10 protein-coding genes, 2 pseudogenes and 1 other annotated feature are annotated in these 19,523 nt (G+C 65.3%); of the genes and pseudogenes, 7 read left to right on the forward strand and 5 right to left on the reverse strand.

All coding sequences use genetic code 11. From position 1 onward, the window contains the following. Positions 1-393 precede the first annotated feature (393 nt). The 3 genes from ACGFK0_RS37165 to ACGFK0_RS37175 all read left to right on the forward strand — a co-directional run bounded on the left by ACGFK0_RS37165 (position 394) and on the right by ACGFK0_RS37175 (position 2,482). Complete coding sequence (locus ACGFK0_RS37165; RefSeq protein WP_392913371.1) at positions 394-642, forward strand: transposase; 249 nt, start codon at positions 394-396, stop codon at positions 640-642. A gap of 250 nt (positions 643-892) precedes the next feature. Then, positions 893-1,177: a hypothetical protein gene (locus tag ACGFK0_RS37170; protein ID WP_392913373.1), complete on the forward strand. Its 285-nt coding sequence runs from the start codon at positions 893-895 to the stop codon at positions 1,175-1,177. Positions 1,178-1,271: 94 nt separating this feature from the next. Continuing rightward, a protein-coding gene (locus ACGFK0_RS37175) for an IS3 family transposase (protein WP_392913375.1) occupies positions 1,272-2,482 on the forward strand; the annotation gives its coding sequence in 2 pieces (ribosomal slippage) (positions 1,272-1,557 and positions 1,557-2,482; 1,212 coding nt in all). Further along, positions 1,550-1,663: a sequence feature (AL1L pseudoknot), on the forward strand. (Overlaps the previous gene by 114 nt.) Positions 2,483-2,669: 187 nt before the next feature. Here ACGFK0_RS37175 and ACGFK0_RS37180 read toward each other — a convergent pair. Both ACGFK0_RS37180 and ACGFK0_RS37185 read right to left on the reverse strand, forming a co-directional pair. Further along, the gene (locus ACGFK0_RS37180) at positions 2,670-3,260 is read right to left on the reverse strand and encodes an Imm1 family immunity protein (protein ID WP_392913377.1); all 591 of its coding nucleotides are present in this window, start codon (positions 3,258-3,260) and stop codon (positions 2,670-2,672) included. 89 nt (positions 3,261-3,349) lie between these two features. Further along, the gene (locus ACGFK0_RS37185; protein ID WP_392913379.1) at positions 3,350-4,033 is read right to left on the reverse strand and encodes a DddA-like double-stranded DNA deaminase toxin; all 684 of its coding nucleotides are present in this window, start codon (positions 4,031-4,033) and stop codon (positions 3,350-3,352) included. A gap of 35 nt (positions 4,034-4,068) precedes the next feature. Here ACGFK0_RS37185 and ACGFK0_RS37190 point away from each other — a divergent pair. Both ACGFK0_RS37190 and ACGFK0_RS37195 read left to right on the forward strand, forming a co-directional pair. Continuing rightward, a pseudogene (locus ACGFK0_RS37190) lies at positions 4,069-4,290 on the forward strand (transposase); the annotation flags it as partial. A gap of 53 nt (positions 4,291-4,343) precedes the next feature. Further along, positions 4,344-4,509 (forward strand): annotated as a pseudogene (locus ACGFK0_RS37195) (IS1380 family transposase); the annotation flags it as partial. 161 nt (positions 4,510-4,670) lie between these two features. Here ACGFK0_RS37195 and ACGFK0_RS37200 read toward each other — a convergent pair. Both ACGFK0_RS37200 and ACGFK0_RS37205 read right to left on the reverse strand, forming a co-directional pair. Then, the gene (locus tag ACGFK0_RS37200) at positions 4,671-5,210 is read right to left on the reverse strand and encodes an SUKH-4 family immunity protein (protein ID WP_392913381.1); all 540 of its coding nucleotides are present in this window, start codon (positions 5,208-5,210) and stop codon (positions 4,671-4,673) included. A 66-nt stretch (positions 5,211-5,276) separates the two neighbouring features. Then, complete coding sequence (locus ACGFK0_RS37205; RefSeq protein WP_392913383.1) at positions 5,277-14,543, reverse strand: DNRLRE domain-containing protein; 9,267 nt, start codon at positions 14,541-14,543, stop codon at positions 5,277-5,279. A 703-nt stretch (positions 14,544-15,246) separates the two neighbouring features. Between ACGFK0_RS37205 and ACGFK0_RS37210 the strand changes: the two genes are divergently transcribed. Both ACGFK0_RS37210 and ACGFK0_RS37215 read left to right on the forward strand, forming a co-directional pair. Continuing rightward, on the forward strand, positions 15,247-16,755 hold the full coding sequence (locus ACGFK0_RS37210; protein WP_392913385.1) for an FG-GAP-like repeat-containing protein: 1,509 nt from the start codon (positions 15,247-15,249) through the stop codon (positions 16,753-16,755). A 149-nt stretch (positions 16,756-16,904) separates the two neighbouring features. Then, the gene (locus ACGFK0_RS37215; protein ID WP_392913387.1) at positions 16,905-17,498 is read left to right on the forward strand and encodes an RNA polymerase sigma factor; all 594 of its coding nucleotides are present in this window, start codon (positions 16,905-16,907) and stop codon (positions 17,496-17,498) included. A gap of 318 nt (positions 17,499-17,816) precedes the next feature. Here ACGFK0_RS37215 and ACGFK0_RS37220 read toward each other — a convergent pair whose 3' ends face one another. After that, positions 17,817-19,163 carry a tyrosine-type recombinase/integrase gene (locus tag ACGFK0_RS37220; RefSeq protein WP_392913389.1) on the reverse strand — a complete coding sequence of 449 codons (1,347 nt, stop codon included), beginning with the start codon at positions 19,161-19,163 and terminating at the stop codon, positions 17,817-17,819. Positions 19,164-19,523: the final 360 nt, after the last annotated feature.

Raw genomic sequence — 19,523 nt, forward strand, 5'->3', positions numbered from 1 at the left:
CCCGCATGTCCGGGACTCCACCCGATCGTGATCATCCCCGCCTGCCCCGCCGACCAGCAGCGACATCCCCGAAGTCACGATCTACAGCTGCCGTATCTGACAACCATCGACGCCCCCTTCTTTCACGGTCACTCGGTGACCTGCAGTTCGCCTCTGCCGAGCAACCCGAAGCCGACTGCTCGCAGATAAGCCCGCGGATCCGGACGGTTGAATCGGCTCGGATGATCACTGGTCCATTTTCGCGCGACCGAATTGTTGTGCTGATCGACCGCGGAATCAGCTCTCACGCTTGCATCGGAGCTGACGTTCTGTCCAAACTCGTGAACAGGTTGGCCAGCACAGGCGAGACCGCAGAACCCTGCGGGGTCCCCCGATGGGGTGTTCTGCTCCTATGTGAACCCCGACCGTGCGCGGGTGCCGATCGACCGTGAGCTGTATGTGCCTGGCTCCTGGTTCACCGACCCGGAGCGGCTGGCCGCCGGCGTCTCAGACGCCACGGTGTTCGCCACCAAGCCCGAACTGGCGTGGCGGATGATCGAACGCGCCACCGACGACCCGCCGATGGTGTTCGGGTGGGTCACCGGCGACAGGCCTACGGTGACGACATCGCCCTGCGCGCCCGCTGCCGGGCCCGGGGCCTGAACCACGTGTTCGCCGTGTCCTGCGACCATCCGTTGGTGCTGAGCGTGACCAGGACTCGGGTCGATCACGCGTTCGCCGCGCTGGACGCCGGGGCGTGGCAGGTACTCGGCCGGGCCCGGCGCCAAGAGCGGGCGGTACTACGACTGGGCATAGATCGGCCTGGACGGTGAATGGCTGCTGGCCCGCCGCTCGATCTGCGCCCCGTCCAAGGTGGCCTACTACCGCTGCTGGGCGACCCGCCCGGTCGGGGGTGCCCGAACTGGTGCGGGTGGCCGGGTCCCGCTGGAGCGTCGAGGAGGTGTTCCAGGCAACCAAGAACGAGTTCGGGCTGGACCATTACCAGGTCCGCGGGCACATAGCCTGGTACTGGCACATCACCCTGGCCGTGGTCGTCCACGCCTATCTGGCGTTCCTGGCCGCCGACCCGACACCCAGCGCGCCGCTCGAACTGCACGGCCACCACCACGACCACGGCGAGGAACGCGATGAACTCGCCACACAGGTGGCCTCAGCGGCAGGGACAATCGCAGCGTGAGCGGGATGACGGTGATGATCCGGACGACATGGTGTCGCTTACTGGAGCGCCCCGAGTTGGGTGGAGGCCCTGATACCTGGAAGGGTGAGGGGCTATGGCACCCCCGAGGAAGTACTCCGCTGAGCTGCGTGAACGCGCGGTCCGGATGGTCTTTGAACTACGTGAGCAGACAGGTGAGAGGACCGGGACGATCGCCCGGGTCGCCGACCAGCTCGGGGTGCATCGGGAGGCGTTGCGGACCTGGATCCGGCAGGCCGAGGTCGATGGCGGGCAGCGTCGGGGGACCACGACCAGCGACGCGCAAAGGATCGCCGAGCTGGAGCGCGAGAACCGGGAGCTGCGGCGGGCGAACGAGATCCTGAAGGCCGCGTCCGCGTATTTCGCCCGGGAACTCGACCCGAAACTGCCGCGCTAGTCGAGTTCATCGATTCCCACCGGGAGCAGTTCGGAGTTGACCCGATCTGCGCTGTGCTGGAGTGTGCGCCGTCGACGTATTGGGCGGCGAAGAAACGCGAGGCCGAACCGTCGGCTCGTGCGGTGCGTGACGAACAGTTGAAGAAGGAGATCGTGCGGGTGTGGGAAGGTCCGGGCCGGCGGGTGTACGGGGCGCGGAAGGTGTGGACGCACCTGAATCGTGAAGGTATCAAGGTCGCCCGGTGCACGGTGGAGCGGCTGATGCGCGAGGTGGGCATCGCCGGAGTGTGCGCGTCCCGCGAGCGGCCCCGCACCACGATGGCGGGCGTGGAGCGGCCGGGTGACCTGCTGGAACGCGACTTCACCGCGGATGCCCCCAACAGGCGGTGGGTAGCGGACATCACCTATGTCGACACCGCCGCCGGGTGGGTGTACGCCGCGTTCGTGCAGGACCTGTTCTCCCGGGCCATCGTGGAGTGGCAGGTCGCCGATCACCTGGGCGCCGAACTGGCCTTGGACGCGCTGGAAATGGCGATCTGGTCACGTGGCGGCATCGACGACGGCCTGGTCCATCACAGCGACAGGGGCGTGCAATATACGGCGATCCGGTACGCCGAACGGCTGGACCAGATCGGCGCGGCCCGTTCGGTCGGCAGCAAGGGCGACTCCTTCGACAACGCCGCCGCCGAGTCGCTCAACAGCCTCTACAAGAAGGAACTCATCGACTTCCATGGCGGCTGGGAGAATGTCATGGACGTGACGCCTGCCACGATGGAATGGGTGGCATGGTACAACACCGAAAGGATACATTCCTACTGCGGGAACATTCCCCCGCGCGAGTACGAGGAAGCGTTCCACCGGTCACGCGGCTCAGCGACCCAGGCCGGCTGAGAACCAACGATCTGAGCCTCCAACATCGCCGGGGCGGTCCAGGGACACTCAGGCCGGGACGATCGACTCGCGGTGCCCAGGCTGCGGTCGGGGTCGTACTACCCCGAGTGGCTGCTGCCCTGCCCTATTTCTGGGGCTTCAACAGGGCGGGCGGGGGCCACACGTCCCCCCCCCGCCAGTCAGATCACTAATGGAAAATATGCGGCAAGTCAGAAACTTGACACCAAGGATCTTCACAGTACCTTGGGCCAGTTATGGCTTGCTCGCCGTCGAGTCGGCGCCCGCTAAATTCACCTGGAACCCAGCTAATAGATTCAGGACGCTTTCCCGTCCTCAGCCTACAAAATTCTTCCACAACTATACGCACCGTGGATATTGGCAAGGCACAACGAGGATCCAGAGTCCGACCGTTATCCATATCCGCAACAATTAGAGGATCAGCACTGGGCGGCTCTGGGTTGTCGGAAAGCCAAATGTTATTTGCCAAATATTCTTCCACGGAAACTACAGAACCAACAGGAAGAAGCCACTTTAGCGCTCCATGCGTTTTATGACGATTTACCATGACCTGGAGATAGCTATCGAACTCCCGGTCGACCTTGGCCGGGTTTCGATGTGGAGCGGCAAGAACAAAAGTTGCGAAAATATCACTTTCAACACCTGAAAGAAAGTCGCTTCGGCTAGCCGTGCCGAGTATATCGCCTATCAGGCGGTCCAGTCTGGTGCCTGTCAAGGAATACAGTACTTGCCCCCGAAAGAATGCGTGCAGTACCAGCATGATACTCCCTTTCAACTCGCCGAACAGACGGACTGGCCTCCCGCCAGAGATACTACCCCAGCGAGAGGCCGGTCGAAGCGATCTAACGATCAACCTCTTCCGAGAAGGGTCAACCCATTCCATCCATCACTGTTTCTCCACCAGATGGTCAGGTTAGACCCGCTAGGAAGAATTGACGGCACTGCCGTCGAGCAAGAATAGGGACCAGCGCAGACTCCCTTCGGGTTGTTTATAATCGCCGTCGCACTCGTAACACCCTTGTTGCGCATTGCTAGAGCAATCTTGGTCTCCACGTGACTGGCAGCATCAAATTTGCCGGTTGGATCGTGAGGAAGGCCAGACGCCTTTATGGCGTCGCTAACGGCAGGGAAGGATCCGTGCTCACCGCTCGACACGGGATTGCCGATCCTTCTGCCAGCGCCATCAACAACCTGGCCCGTTGTTAGTTTCTGGCCAGCAAGGTCGTCTGCGACACCGTCAAACGCATTTCCACAGTTGTGAACCAGAATCGGCGTTCCGCCCGCAGCAGCATAGTAGGTGTGGTCGCCGAGGACGGTGAGGTTGTGGACGCGTTGATTCTGGATCGTCCTGTGTGTGATGGCGGTGATCTGGGTCCAAGTGCCGGTACTGGCTCGTAGCCACATGCCGGGCTTGAGGTCTTCGGCCTTGGCCCAGCGGCCGTAGTCGGGGAGCCAGAACGGGTGCTCGTCGGTGGCGACGATCTTGGCGGTCTTGGCACCATGGTTGCCGTCGATGTCGATGGTGAGGGTCACCAGGTGCTTGTCGCCTTGGCTGGTGATGGTGTCGGTCCACCAACGCCATCGAGAGCGTCAACGCCCGGATCCGCCGCGCGGTCAAAGCCCGCGGGCACTTCCCCAACGAGCACGCCGCCCTCAAGTGCGTCTACCTCGCCGTCATGAGCCTGGACCCCACCGGCAAAGGCCAGAAACGCTGGATCAGCCGCTGGAAGCCCGCACTCAACGCCTTCGACATCGCCTTCGAAGGCCGCCTGTCAGCCAACCACCACTAGAACCCACAAGATCGAGTTACACCGTTAACTTGACACTCCCGCGCGCCTTCCACGCCCGCGCGACCACCGCCACCATTCCGCGCTCACCTGATCGGCGTCCCAGCTCGGCTGGCCCGCTCAGCACACCGGCTGATCCTGCACCTGCCCCGCAACTGGCCCTGGGCCGGCGCCTGGCAGCAGTTGTTCGACACTGTCCATGCCCCACCCGACAGCATCTGACCTGCCGTTATCCACCGCCCGACCGGGCCCGACCGGAACCCCAAGACGTGGAGAAGCTGGGTAAACCAGCCGATCACCCCTACCCGCGGGCGGCCCATAACTCAGCCGTCCTCCCGAAAGGACGAGAGATCGACCTCGATGCACCATCGGTGGATCGAGGCTTAGAGAATGCCTCGCTTGACGTCTTCGTAGACTCTCGACCACCAAGAGCCACGCTGACGATAAGCTTCGCTGTCAGCCTTTTTTACGCTTTTGGCCAACTTCTTACCGTACGAGGTCCTGCTCTTCTCGTAGTCTTCGTCCTCACCTTCGTCTTCTTCCGGGAATGCTTCGAGGAAGGCCTTCCACGCCGCCAACGCATCGAGAAATGCCGGCAGCGAGGTATTGACGATTCGAACGTCCCCCTCGAGGCAATGCACGACCGTCCCTGCGACATCTACGCAGTACAGACCCGGAACACCGGTTTCATTCTGCCCGAGCACGAAGGCCTGCCTTCCATCGGGCAGGTTGAGCGGCTCCAACGGATGGTGATTCTCGCACGGATAGAACATACCCTCGATCTCCCGGGGGAGCCCGAATTCCTTGAGGGCGAGAGCCGCGTCGGTCGGCACGCCTGCGGATTCGATCGCCGCGGGCGAAAGGTCCACCTTTCCGACCTCTTGCCATGATTCTATTGAGAGCCATTTCGGCGTGTAGGACATGTTGACTTCTCCCGGCATCAGGTGACTTCGGGGATACTATCAGCCACTATTACTCTCCTCAACTCATCACCCAAAATCTCCCCGGCGGATGCCTGCTATCGCCTTCTTAAGAGCATTCATGCCAGCCCGCCGACCGTAGTAGCCCGCAAGGCCCCGACCGTGGGTGTAGTTGAAGCTCCACCACACGTTCGCCTCCCTGAAGGTGGTGGCGAGCCACACGTCACAACCTGCGTAATCGCAGGGAGCGAGTTCAGTGTAGATGTGGTCGACGTCGTCAACGGTCGCACCCATTTTCTGAGCCTTGTCCCAGGCCCGTTTCTCCGCATGCCTGCCCCAGCTGCGCGCGACAGCGGTGCGCGTGCCGCCACTCCGGTCACTGAATACGATCGCCGCTACATTTCGGCCGCCCGTAAGCCAATTGTTCGCTTTCCTGGCGTCGACTGCAAGCCGACTGATGCCGGTTCCATATTTGATCTTTCCGCCGCAGTTGTGGACCAATACTGGAGTGCCGTCCACCAGCACGTAGTAGGAATGCGTTCCGGCTACGAGGAGGTTATGGACCCGCTGGTCGCGGACGCTCTCCCGCGCGATGGCCTTGATCTGGACCCAAGTGCCGGCGCTGGTGCGCAGCCACATTCCAGCTTTGAGATCACCGGCGTTGGCCCAGCGGCCGTAGTCGGGAAGCCAGAAGGGATGGTTGTCGGTCGCGGCGATTTCGGCAGTCTGGGAGCCCTGATTTCCGTCGAGGTCGATGGTGATGGTGACGAGGGTCTTCTTGCCCTTCTCTGTCAAGGGCTCGACCACCGCGCGGGGGCGGGTCTCACTGGTTTCGGGGTCGGTGGCGGTGACCTGGTCACCGGCCTGGATCTGTTCGATGTTCTTCTGCGACCCGTCGGCCATCAGGATGCTGGTTCCTGCCAGGAAGCTGCACTTGGGTGCTTGGGCGGCAGGGGCCGGACCGGTTCTGGGGCGTGCTGCTTTGGCGGTGGTTCCGCCCTTGGCGGGGATGGAGTCGGCGGCGGAGGATGAGGCCTTGGCGGCTGCGGCTGCGTCGCCACCGAGACGGCTGATGGCGGTGGCCGCTTTGTCTCCGCCCTGCGCCAGTAGGTGACGGATGAGGCGTGCGCCGCCGCGGACAGCGGCCTTTCCTCCGGTTTTGTAGGCGCCGGCGCCGTCGAGGGCGATCGAGGCGATCTCGGTGGCCCAGAACCCGGTTTTGAATGAGCCGGAGCCGGGGTCGACGCCGGCCTGTTCTAGGTGGTTTTGGAAGTCGCCGGAGACGCCGGGGCCGATTCCTGCCCAGCCGGCCATTTCGATCGGCGCGGTGAAGGGGTTGGCGAGGGCGAGGGTGCCGATTGCGGAGGTGGCGGCGCCGGCGAGGCCGTTTCCGAGGTCTTTCCAGCCGAAGTGGCCGTTGTACTCGATGTTGCTGATGGGGTTGCCGCCGCCGAAGGCGTAGCGGTTCATGGTGAACGGGTCGGTGGCCAGGGCCATGTCGGACAGGGCACCGCCGTACATGTCGCGGGTGAGGAAGCGGTTCAGTCCTGGGTCGTAGTTGCGGAACCCCATGTCGTAGGTGCCTGAGCCCTGGTCCCAGCGGTGGGCGTTGAAGCGGTAGGCGTTGTAGGGCTCGGCGCCGGGGTTTTGGGGGTCGGGCTTGTCGACGCCAGTGAAGGAGGGGGCGTCGTTTTCGCCGTAGGCGGTGTACCCGTAGGTGGCGCGGGTGTCGCCGTTGGGCTTGGTGATCGCCTCCACGTCACCCCGGGGATGGTAGATGTACTGGGAGATCTCCTGACCGGGGTCGGTGTGTTTGAGCTGGGTGAGCTTGCTTCCCCAGGCCGAGTACTCATAGGACTTGGTGACCTTGCCCGCGACCTCTTCGGTGAGGACTTCGCTGCCCGTTGCGAGGTAGGTGAAGTCGGTGCGCTTGGAGCCCTCGGTTTTGGAGGTGGTGCGGTCGAAGGGGTCGTAGGTATAGGTGGTGGTCTTCGCCGCAGAGCCGGTGCCGGCGGTTTGGGAGGCGATGCGGTCGAAGCCGTCGTAGCGGTACTTCTGGTTGATCTGTCCGCCGGTGGAGACGGTGTCGAGGCGGCCGAGGGGGTCGTAGTTGTAGGTGGAGGTGATTCCGTTGGCCGTGGAGGTCAGCAGCCGGTTGCGGTCGTAGTTGTGTGTGGTGGTGGTGCCGGCGACGGTTTGGGTGACGACGTTGTTGTTGCCGTCGTAGGCGTAGGTTTCGGTGCCGGCGGCGTTCCCGGTCTTGGTGACCTTGGCGATCCGGTCTTGGGGGTCGTAGGTGAAGGCGTAGGTGGTGTCCAGCAGGGCGCCGGGGTTGTCGGCGTTCATCAGCCGGGCGGCGTCGGTGGCGATGTGGCCGTTGGGCGTGTAGTCGAGGTTGTGTTCGGCGACCAGGCCACCGCCGGACTTCTTCTCGGCCTGGTGAGTGATGAGGCCGTCGAGGGTGTAGGTGAAGGTGACGGTGTTGCCGTTGGGTTTGGTCTGGGTGTCCAACTGCCCGCGGGGGGTGTAGGTGAAGGTGGAGACCCGCTTGTCGGTGGAGGTCGCGGTTGGGGCGTTGGTGATCTTCTCGATCAGGTCGCGGGTGTTGTAGTCGAACTTCGACCAGGTCGAGTCGTGGGCGCGGGTGAGGGGGTTGCCGTTGGCGTCGTAGGTGTAGGCGGTGGTGTTGACGACGCCGGTGCCGGTCTTCTCCTCCACCTTGGCGACGCGGTTGAGGTCGTCGTAGGTGGTGGCGTAGGCGTCGATTGCCGCGCCGGGTGAGTTGTCGCCGACCTCGATCAGGTTGCCGTTGGGGTCGTAGCGGTAGGTGAAGGCCTTGTTCTCGTTGTCGGTGTCGCCGGAATTGTCGCGCACCAGCATCACCGCGTCGGCGACCACGGTGGTGCCGGCGGTGGCCTGGTCCGTCAGGGTGATCTTGTGTGGGCTGTTCTCGGTGAACCCGTAGGATCCGAGACTCTGCCACTCGCCCGCCCCGCTGGTCTGGTCGACGGTCTTGGTCGTTTCACCGGCGGCGTGGGTGACGGTCATCCGGGCGTCGGGAGCCGCCCCGGTGGTGTCGGAGTGACGGGCGAAGACCTCGTAGGTGCCGTCCTGGGGGACGGTGAGCTGCCACACGAACAGGCCGGTGCCGTCGCCGGCTGGGCGGGTGTGGACGTTGTAGCCGTGCTGCCGGTCGGCGGTGCCGGCCGTCCAGGCGCCGGACGGGTTCTCGGCGGTGTTGTTGTAGTCGGAGTTGTCGACCAGCACGACCTGGCTGCCGACCGGGATGCCGCTGTCGGTGCGGGCCTTGAGGTTGCCCGAGGGGTAGAACTCCCATCCCAGCGTCCGCGACGACGACCCGCCGGCGGAGGTGAGGGTGCTGGAGGTCTGCTGACCGAGCAGGTTGTAGTCGTACTCGGTCGAGATGTCCCAAGGGTCGCTGGAGGTGCGGGTCCAGCCGTTGTCGAAGTAAGTGTAGCGAGTCTCATTGCGGACCATCTGCCCCTGCGACGGAGGCGCCGACACCTTGGACATCCGACCCACCGGGTCGTAATCGAACAGCGTGCGATCGGGTTGGTTGTAGCGGGCATCGGCCGGGTCGTAGGCGGTCAGCTGCTCCTTGACCCGGTTCAGCTCGTCATAGACGGTCTGGTAAGTGAAGTCGTCGGCCGCGGCCGTCGCCACCCCGCGGGGGGTGATCGTCTTGGTCTGGTTGCCGACCTGGTCGTACTCGTACCGGGTGGTGTTGTGGACGATTCCGCCGTCGTCCTTGTGCGGCACTTTCACCTGGTAGGGCTTGCCGCGGGCGTCGAAGGAGACGATGGTCTTGTTGTTCTCCTGGTCGATCGTCTCGATCGGCAGACCGTCCCGGTCGTAGTTCGTCGAGGTGGACTCGCCGGTCGCGTCGATGACCGACTTGGGCCTATGGTTCAGGTCGTAGGTGTACTTGGTGGTGTAGTCACCGGTGTCGGCGGTGGCGTTCTTGCGCGGATCGACGACCTTGACCAGGTTTCCCACGTTGTCGTAGGTGCTGGTGATCTTCTCGCCTCTGGAATTGACGACCTCGGTTACCCGATTGAGCTCGTCAAAGACACTGGTCACCGTGAAGTCACCCGCGGTGGCCGTCAGATTTCCCTTGGGGTCGGTCTGCGAGGTGAGGTTGCCGACCTTGTCATAGGTGAAAGTCGTCTTGCGCTCGGGGTCGCCCGGCTCGTCCCGGGGCGCATACGAGGCGACGATCTGATCGGCATCGTCGTAGACGGCGGTGGCGACCGCCCCGTTCGGGGCGTACACCTTCACAGCGTTGTCGTTCGCGTCGTACTCGGGCGCAGGCGTTGTGATGATGTCGCCGGCGGACTGGTCCTTGGGGACGCTGCTTTCCAGAGGGCGGCCGTAGGTGTCGTAGGCCTGGGTGGTGTCGTGGCTGAGGGCGTTGGTGACCTTGGTGACCTGGCCGCGTTCGTCATAGACGAATGTGGTCGACTTCTGCAGCGGGTCGGTGATGGTTTTCGGGTAGCCGTGTGGCCCGAATTCGCTGTTGGTCGTGGTGTTGCCGTTGGCGTCAGTGGCGGTCTTGAGCTGGCCCCACGTGTCATAGGTGTAGCGGGTGGTGTAGTCGCCCTCGGTAGACGTGGCGGTGCCGAGGGGGTCGGTGACCGAGGACAGGTCGCCCTCGGGCGTATAGGTGAAGGTGTGGGTGCGGCCTTCGGGGCTCTGTTTGGAGATCAGGTCGGCGATGTGGCCGTTCAGGCCGGTCTGGTAGGTCAGACGGGTGCCGTCCCAGCCGTTCTTGACCGCTTCGGCGTCCTTGATCTCGGTGGGGTAGCCGGTTTTGGGGTCGTAAGCCCAGGTGGAGATGGCCGGGGTGGCACCGGTGGTGGCGGGTGGTTCTTCGAGGCGGGTGACGTTGTTGTCGTCGTCCCAGCCGAGCTTGGTGGTCTGCTGTTTGGCGTTGGTCGTCTCGATGGGGCGGCCCTTGCCGTCCATCAAGTAGGTCGTGGCGTGGTTCTCGGCGTCGGTGACGACGGTCCGGATCTGCTGGCCGGCCGTGCCGTCGGGGTCGGTGTAGGCGAAGGTGGTGGGGTGGCCGAGGCGGTCGGTGATGGTCTTGAGCGACCACTTGAATTTGGGGTCGTCTTGGGGGGTGTCGTAGTAGGCCAGGTCTGTGGCGTGGCCGCGGGGGTCGGTGACCTTGACGAGTTTGACGTTCTTGTTGCCCTGGGTGGCGTCGTACTGGAAGGCGAACGTCTTGGGCTGGGACGACCCGGCGCCGTCGACGAGTTCTCCGAGCAGGCCCTTGGCCGAGTAGGTGAAGGTCAGCGTCCGGCCGGAGATGTCGCTGATCGACTTGATGTGGTCGATGATGTGCGGGTTGGTCAGGCCGGTGCCGGTCTCCTTCTCCCAGGTGTCGTCATCGATGTAGGAGTAGTCGTCACCCTTGGCCCAGTAGTCGATGGTGAGGGTCTGCCGCCCGGCGGGGTCGGTGATGTAGCGCAGGAACTTGGTCGGCTTGTTCTGGGATTTGCGGACTTCGTAGGTGAAGTCCATCCGGTTGCCGTTGTTGTCCTCGATGGCCGACAGGTAGCCGTCGCAGTCGAAGAAGAACTGCGTACGGTCAGGGCGGGTCATCTGCCAGGCGCGCGCTATCTCGTCCTTGGGCCGGCATTCGGCCAGGCGCTGCAGGTAGTAGTGCACGCCAGCGGGTGCGGTGTATTCGTCGTCGGCGGGGTCTTGGGTGTCTTTGTCGTCGAGGGTGAAGGTGTGGGTGGTGCCGTCGCCGTCGGTGAGGGAGACGGTACGCCCGTGAGTGTTGGGGTGGGGGTCGATGGGGGTGCCGAGCCGCATCAGGGAGGACGCCTGGATGGACCAGCCGTAGCCGGCGACGGTGTCGGAGGTGTCCTTGGAGTTGTAGGCCAGCCGCAGGAAGGTGGCCAATCCGCGGGAGGGGTTGGTGAAGGCGTTGTACTGCCAGGCCGCGTTGCCGGCGTGCAGGTTGTTCATCACCGTCGAGCCGGCGCCGGTGTTCTTGCCGGCGTAGGCGTAGAACTTCTCCAGGCCGACCTGGTCGGAGGTGGACTCCTCCACGGCCAGGCTCTGCTTCAGCGCGCCGACGCGGTTGACCGCGGTGGCGCGGACGCCTGCGGGTTCCTGGGACAGCCAGGTGCTGGTGGTGGTGTTCCACATGTCCCACTCGAGGGCGTGGTCGACGCGTTTGTTGCCTTCGGTGGAGGGCGGTGGGGCTTTGACTTGGGCTTGGACGGTTACGGTGTCGCCGGGGACCAGGTCGCGGGGCAGCGCGGTGTGCAGTTGCTGGACGGTGACGGGGGTGCCGTCGGGGCGGCTCCACCGGTAGGACAGGACGTAGTCGGCCTTCATCCAGGTCGAGGTGGTGGTGTTGGTGAGGGTGACGTCCAGGGTCTGGGTGGAGTCGGAGGTGACGCTGGCGGGGGTGGCCGGGACGTAGTAGGTGTTCTCCGGCGTGGTCTCCAGGTAGGTGACGACCAGTTGGGGCCGCAGCTGGGGCTCGCGGCCTTCGCTGGAGACGAAGATGGCGCGCTCGGTGGGGGTGGTCTCGTCGGCGAGTTTGACGATGGCGCCGTGGTTGGCGGCGGGGTCGGCGACCCACTGCTGGACCAGGGACGTCGCGGTGAGGTTGCGTTGCTGCGGGTCGTTGCTCCAGTTCCCGCCGGTGCCGGAGGCGGTGGCGGTCATGTCGCCGCCCGGTGTGGTCCAGGCCGTGCCGGTGGTGGCGTTGTTCCAGGTCGCGGTCGTTTCGTCGAAGTCGCGGGTCAGGCCGCGTAGCTCGTAGGTGCCGGCGCCGCCGGGATCGACGCCAGCGGTCCAGAGTTTGACCTGGGCGTCCAGCACGCGTGCCGAGGCGGGAATGTCGGTCAGGTCGGGGAAGCGCAGCGCTGCGCGGGAGGTGCCGTAGGTGCCGCTGTTGTTGCCGGCCATCAGCCACGGTTCTCCGGCCAGTACGTCCTGGTTCTCGTCCGGGCGGGAGGCGGTGAGGGTGGTGTCGGTGACGCCGGTCTGGTAGATCCGGGTGACGCGTCCGGCCTTGGGGAGGCGGGCGAGCTGGGTCGGCCCGGGCGTGACGGTTCCGTCGCGGGTTTTGACGGCGACCATGTAGTAGTAGGAGTTGCCGAACGGGTCGGTGCTGTCGGCCGGGGTCGGCTGAGCGGTGGTGTCGGTATAGGAGCGGACGTCCTTGGCGACAGGCGCGATCAGGGTGGCCGCAGACGGGGTGAAGGACTGCCACACCGACCGGTGCACCTGGTACTCGACGATGTCGTCGTCGTCCGAGCCGGACGGGTCGGTGTAGGCGGGCCAGGTCACCTCGGCGCCGGTGGCGTGGATGGTGGTCGGCGGGTCGACCTGGACGCCGGGGCGGCCGTAGGTGACCGTCAGTTTGGGGTAGGTCGCGGTCTCGCCGTTGTAGAAGAACAGGCTGCCCTCATACCGTGGCCCGCCCTGGCCGAGGGTATTCTCGTCAGCCGCCTTGACCACGAACCCGTGGTTGGGGTGGGAGCCATCCAGCCAGTGCTGCACGGTGTCGCGGACCGAGAACGAATGCCACCGGGACGCGCCGTCACCGGCCGGGCGCACAGCGGTGCCCGGCTTGAACAGCCGGACGGCGTCGGCGACGACGCGCTTGGAGGAGTCGGAGACGTCGCCGAGCTTCACCGAGCCTTGCGTCCCGGCGGCGAAGGGGTGTGAGCCGAGGGTCTTCCACACGCCCGCGTGCGCGGTGCCGGCGGACTGGTCGACGGAGTAGACCTTGGACCCGCCGTTGTACGTGACGGTGTAGGGGGCGTCGGCGGCGGCGTCGTCGTACTGCTTGTAGTGCGCCTGCACCTGGTAGGTGCCGGACTCGGTGACGCGCGGTACCCAGGTGTAGGAGTCCCCGGTGGTGGTGTTCTTGGAGGTGTACAGGTCGTTGCCGACGGCGCTGCCGTCGAAGGTGTGCAGCCGGGACCAAGTGCCGTTGACGGAGGTCTTGCCGGGGTCGCCGTCGTCGACCTGTTCGGTGTTGCCGGACAGCTCACCCGCGATGCCCGAGGCGTTGTTCCACGTTGCGGTGGTCTCGTCCCACTCCGCGGTGGCGCGGCGGGCTTCCAGGGTGACCGGGTTGGCGCTGCTGGTGTGGTTCTGGTCGTAGAACAGCTGCAGCTGCGCCGAGTCGATCCGGGTCCCGGACGGGATCTCGTCCAAGGGGAACTTCAGCAGCGCGCGAGACTTGCCGGAGTTGGTGGTGCCGACCGACAGCCGCCAGCTGTCGTCGTAGTTGGTCGCCGGGCCGTCGGAGGAGATCATGGTGTCCTGCGACTGGGTCGGCGTCGGCGCGATCTTGATGGTCGGGTCGATCACCACCGGGTAGGCGCGCTCGGCGTCGTTCAGCCAGGTCTTGTCGGCCTGGACGGTGATGTGCAGCAGCCCGGCCTTGGCGTCCCAGCGCATCGACTGGGTGACCTTCGGCGACCATGCCTTTCCGAACGGGGACGAGGCGTCGGTTTTGGAGTCGTACATGAACGGCTTGGGCATCACGAACACCGGGCGGCCGTCGAAGTCGCCCCTGTAGAACGCGATCGATCCGTCGGGGCGCTGCCAGGCCCGCACCCCGTCGGCCTTCACCGTGAAACGCCAGACGCCGTCCTTGGGCGGCGCATCCAGGACGATCTTCTCCTTCAGCGCGTCCCGGGCGACCTCATAGGAGACATCCGCGCCGTCGCCGAGCAGGTTGTGGTAGGTGACGGCGTTGCCCTCGGTCTTCGGCTTGCCGGGCTTGGCCTGCGGAACCCCGAGTGTCAGGCTCGCCCCATCGGCCTTGAAGGTGACCAGCTCACCGGGGCGGGTGCCGAAGAAGCTCTCAAAGGCGTTGGTCTGGTTGCCGTAGGCGAAACCCTTACGGTCGGTCGGCTTGATGCGCGGGTCGATGTCGTGCCAGTCGCCGTCCTTGCCGCGGTAGTGCAGCGGAACGGCCGACAGTTCCTTCTGCAGCCGCCCGTCCGCCAACTGGTACACCTTGGCGTTCGCCGACCGGCGGCCCGCCAGCTCCTTCACGCGCTTGGCCGGGGCCGCTTTCTTCCCTCGCGGCTTGGGGTCGTTGCGCGGCACCCCGCCCGCCGCGAGCTTGCGCGGCTCGGGGTCGTCATCACCGAACAGGCCCTTGAAACGGTCCCAGGCGTTGCGTTTGCTCTCCGGCTTCCACCCGTCACCAGGATCGGACGCCTCCGCGCCGGCGCGGGGCTGCTGCGCCCTGGCCGGCGGCGCGAGCGCCAGCGCCAGAACCACGACCAGCATTCCTGCCAGGAGCCTGCGAAACCTGCTCACCACGAGGTCCCTTCTCGCCCGGCCACCCAAACCCAATATGTTCGACGGCCGGCACACGGATAAACGCACACCAAGGCAGATCTCCGGGCAGCACAAATACGCACGCAAAGACCTTGAGTCAGACACGGTGACGCCGCTGCGCGGACAACAGCGCGTTTACGAGCAGAGGACAGCGGGCTGTGGCTAACCAGGCTCAGTGACCGCCGGGGGACGCATCGAACCTCCAATCAAGCAACGCGAGATGCGCTCCCCCGGGCACATCGAAATGGCGCCGCAACAACGCCCCCCGCAGAGGGAGGCGCCGTTCCGACTTGGACAGTGCACGACCAGATGATCTCCGTCAACCCCTGCCACCAGCAGCTGCCGACATCGGCCACCACGATCGTGCGGTCGTCAACACAGGTAAGCGCCACCTCGTACGCGAACGTCACATCGAACCCGCGAATTTTTTTGAAGATCGCCCTGACGTGGCCAAACAGAGTCAGCCGTCGACACCAGCCCGCAAACGTAATGTGACCCGTATCACTTGGTCCATCTTTTGAGGGGAAATCCGGTCGGACAATCGTTCCAATCTGCACATGACCATCCGATGGACTCCGTGTTAAAACGAGATTCTAACGGGCAGAAAACGGCCAACACTTTCGATACACAGAAAGTGCAACATCCAGCGACAGCCCGTTACCCGTTTTCTCGAGAAGGAGAAAAGGTGAGGGCTCGTCCGCTGATCGCGGCCATGACCGCCGCATTCACAGCCACACTGACCATCACCGCGGCGATTACCGCTCCAGCCGCACACGCCCAGGCGGCCCCCGCACCCACCAGCGACTTCGACAACGACGGCTACCAAGACCTCGTCATCGGCGCCCCGGCCGGCACCGCAGGCGGGCAGGCCGAAGCCGGTGCGGTCACCGTCGTCCGCGGCGCCGCAGGCGGCATCACCACCACCGGCGCCCTCGTCCTGAACCAGGAAAGCCCGAACGTGGCCGGGGCCTCCGAACCCGGCGACGCCTTCGGCGCCGCCATGACCACCGGTGACCTCAACGGCGACGGCCACGACGACCTGGTGATCGGCGAACCCGGCGAAGACCTCGACACCACCCCCGACGCAGGCGCCGCCATCCTGTTCTACGGCGACGCCACCGGCTTCACCACCACCGCCTGGCTCGGCCTACCCGCCGACGTACGCGGCCCCGGAGACCGGTTCAGCGAAGCGATGTCCATCGGCGACTTCAACGGCAACGGCACCAACGACCTGGCCGCCCTTACCGCCAGCGGCATCGTCCAGCCCTACTACGACGGCGACACCACCGTCACCTCCGCAGCCCGCACCCGAAGCGGCACAACGCTGGCCCCAGGCACCCGGGGCCGCTACCGCACGCCCTCCCCACCATCACCGACAGCCCGCTCTACCAGCGGCGCCGTCACCCGCTCGGCCGCCGCCGACATCAACGGCGACGGTTACACCGACCTGGCCATCACCTATCTCGACACAAGCGGCCGCACCCACCTGGTCACCATCCCCGGATCCACCGCAGGACTCGACTACGGCGCACTCACCGCCATCCCCGGCGGAGGCCGCGCCCTGACCGCCGGGGACCTCGACAACGACGGCTACACCGACATCATCGCCGGCCAACCCGTCGCCTCCGACAACGCCACCGGCATCGTCGGCGGCGCCATCACCGCCTACTACGGCGGCCCGTCCGGCATCACCACCACCAGCCGCCGCACCACCATCACCCAGGACACCCCCAACGTCCCCGGCACCGGCGCCAGCGGAGACGACATGGGCGCGGACGTCGCCTCCGCAGACGTCAACGGCGACGGATACGACGACGTCTACACCGGAATCCCGCACAAGGACATCACCAACACCGCCGCCCAAACCGACGCCGGAACCACCGTCCTGTTCTACGGCGAGGCGGGCGGACTGACCGGGGTCGGCTCCGTACTAATCCACCAAGACCTCGGACAGGTTCCCGGAGCCGCCGAAACCGGCGACCAGTTCGGGTCCGCCGTCGCGCTCACCGACACCAACAACGACGGCCACGCCGACCCCGCCACCGGCGTCGAAGGAGAAAACGCCGCAGACGGCGGCTTCAGCCACCTTCTCGGCGCCTCCGCCATGCCACCCGCCACGGCAGGCACCGCCTACCTCGGCAGCGCCCTCGGCCTCGGCACCACATCCCACGCCGGTCGAACACTCGCCCCCTGAACCACGCACCGCTCCATCACGAGATCCGAGCGCCCGCCCCTCCCCCCGCAGCAAGGCCACAGCTCCCCATGCCTGTTGACAGCCACAATCCGCCCTACCTCAGCCCCGGCTTCTCAGCAACGACACGCACCACCGCCCACCCATACGCCATGGACGACCACACCGCCCAGGACGAAGCAGACGAGTCACCAGACCGACCGGATCTCACCTGGGCGCTCGCATCCGCCCGGCAAGGAGACCAGCACGCCTTCACAGTGCTCTACAACGACCTGCACCCCCGGCTCCTGCACTACCTGCGCGCACTCGTCCGAACCGACGCCGAAGACGTCGCCTCCGAAACCTGGCTGCAAATCGGACGCGACCTGCCCACCTTCCACGGCTCCTGGCACAAATGGCGCTCCTGGGCCATCACCATCGCCCGCAACCGCGCCCTCGACCACATCCGCCACCAACAACGACGCCCCCACACCCACATCCCACTCGAACAACTACAGGAACGCTCCAACCGCAACGACACCGAAACCGACGTCCTCAGCCGCCTCGCCTGGCAAACCGCACTCCTGCTCATCACAAGCCTCCCGAGGAGCGAAGCCGAAGCCGTCCTGCTGCGCAGCGTCATGGGATACACCGCCACCGAAGCCGCCCACATACTCGGCAAACAACCCGGCGCCATCCGCACCGCCGCCCACCGCGGACTCCGCAAACTCACCCACCACGCCCACCAACTCGGCCTCACACCATGAACACCCGGCACCGAAATAGACGCCACGCCCGTTCACCGCCTCGCCGAGCGCCGGGTAGAGGGCCGGCCGTCGGTGAGGTGCTGACTGTCGGGTTCGTAGGCCCGGCCAGCTGGACGGTCAGGACGGGCACGGCGGCAGGCCCGTTACTGGACGAGATCCAGCCAGGCCGCGCGCAACCGGTGTCAGACCGGCCCAGGCACCGGCTGTCCGGCGCCCCGGTGAACCATCGCCCCCAGAGGTGCCGGACGTACCCGAACGGGCCTGAAGATGCCTCCGTCGAGTTCTGTCCGGCCCACTTCGGATAGCAGAGCCAGTTGGTCACTCGGTGCGGCGGCGGCTGCGGATCTTGTCGAAGGCGGCGAGGGCGGTGTCGTCGGCGTCGTCGAGGGTGTGCAGGTAGCGCTCGGTGGTGGAGATCGATCCATGCCCGAGGCGTTCCTTGACGACTTGGAGGTCGGCGCCGCCGGCCAGGAGCCAGGATGCGTGGGCGTGGCGGAGGTCGTGGATGCGGACCTTGAGGTCCAGGTCGGCCTTCTTGAGGGCGGGCTTCCAGATCTGGTTGCGGAACCAGTTGGCGGGGACGTGGCCGTCGGTCTCGCGGCGGCGGGGTTCGCGGGGGGTGTCCTTGCCGTCGGCGCGGCGGCGGGCCCGGTATTCGGCGAAGGCTCGTCTGCAGTGGTCGCAGCGGCATTTGGCGGCGTTGTAGGCGCTCAGCGTGCCGTGGCGGTAGCGGCGTCCTTTGGCGTTCTCTTCGGTCCAGCCGAGTGTCTCGGGGTCGAGAGGGGCGAGTCGTTCCTCGGCCGTGGTTTCCGGCTGGTAGACGAACAAGAGGCCGTCGGTGCCGAGTTTCTCTTCGATGATGTGGTCTTCGAGTTTGGCGACGATCTGGTCGCTGAGCTTGAAGCGTCGCCACTCTTTGTCTTTGGGGTAGTCCTTGACCAGGAAGCGTCTGCCCTCGGGGTGGAACTTCGGGTTGAGCTCCACTACGACGCGGCTGACCGTCAGGAGGCGGGAGCGGGTTTTCAGGTCGCGGCCGCGGAGTTCGGTGAGTTCGCCCCAGCGGAGGCCGGTTTCGATGGCGGTTTCGACCAGGAGTTTTGAGTCGGCGTCCGGGAGGGCGTGGTAGAGGTCGTCGAACTGCTCGGGGCTGATGATTTCCAGCGGTTTCTCGGGGACGGTGGGGGTGCGGACTCCTTTGCAGGGGTGGATGTAGGTGACCTGGTCGTTCAGGGCGGTGGTGAAGATGGCGCTGAGGACGACCTTGTTGTAGCGGATGGTGGCGGCAGAGACGCCGTTCTTCTTCATCTGCCTGATCCAGGCGCGGACGTGCTCGGGCAGGATGTCCATCATCCGCATCGCGCCGAACTCGGGCATGACGTGCTTGTAGATCGAGTAGTGGTAGCTCTGCATGGTGGTCGGCTCGACCTCGTGGTTGGGCAGCCAGGTCTCCTCGACGTACTTCTTGAAGGTCTGCCGTCCCCGCTTGAGGTTGAGGTCCCTGCCCTTGCCGACCTCGGCCTCGGCGCGCTGCCAGGCCCTGTCGGCCTCCTTCTTGGAGGAGAACGTCCCCGCCGATGTGATCTTGCCTTTGAGGTCTTCGTAGCAGGCGGTGTAGCGCGGCTTGCCGTGGCGGTCGAGCCGCTTGAACGCGTACCCCAACGTCACTCCCCCGAATGATCGTTTGTTAGTCGCTCGTTAGTGGACTCTGCCCCACGGGCCGGGATCCAGGATGACTGCACGTCACGCACTTTAGGCCTCTGACCTGCATGTTCTCATGGATTCGACTGATCACGAAGGAGGCGAGATGAATGCTTTTTGGGCACTGGGGGTCAAGGGGTCGTGGGTTCAAATCCCGCCGTCCCGACACAGAAACACCAGCTCAGAGGGGCTTCGGAGATCATTCCGGAGCCCTTTTTCGATCTTCAAGGTCCCCGGGTTCCGCAGTTGGTGGTCACACGTGATGCCGAATCCGGGGTCTGGCCTGGGGGAACGCCGATTAGAGCGGGAGAGGGCGTGTGTCCACGC

Origin of the sequence: Spirillospora sp. NPDC048823 (assembly GCF_043198445.1) — a bacterium.
Lineage (GTDB): Bacteria > Actinomycetota > Actinomycetes > Streptosporangiales > Streptosporangiaceae > Spirillospora.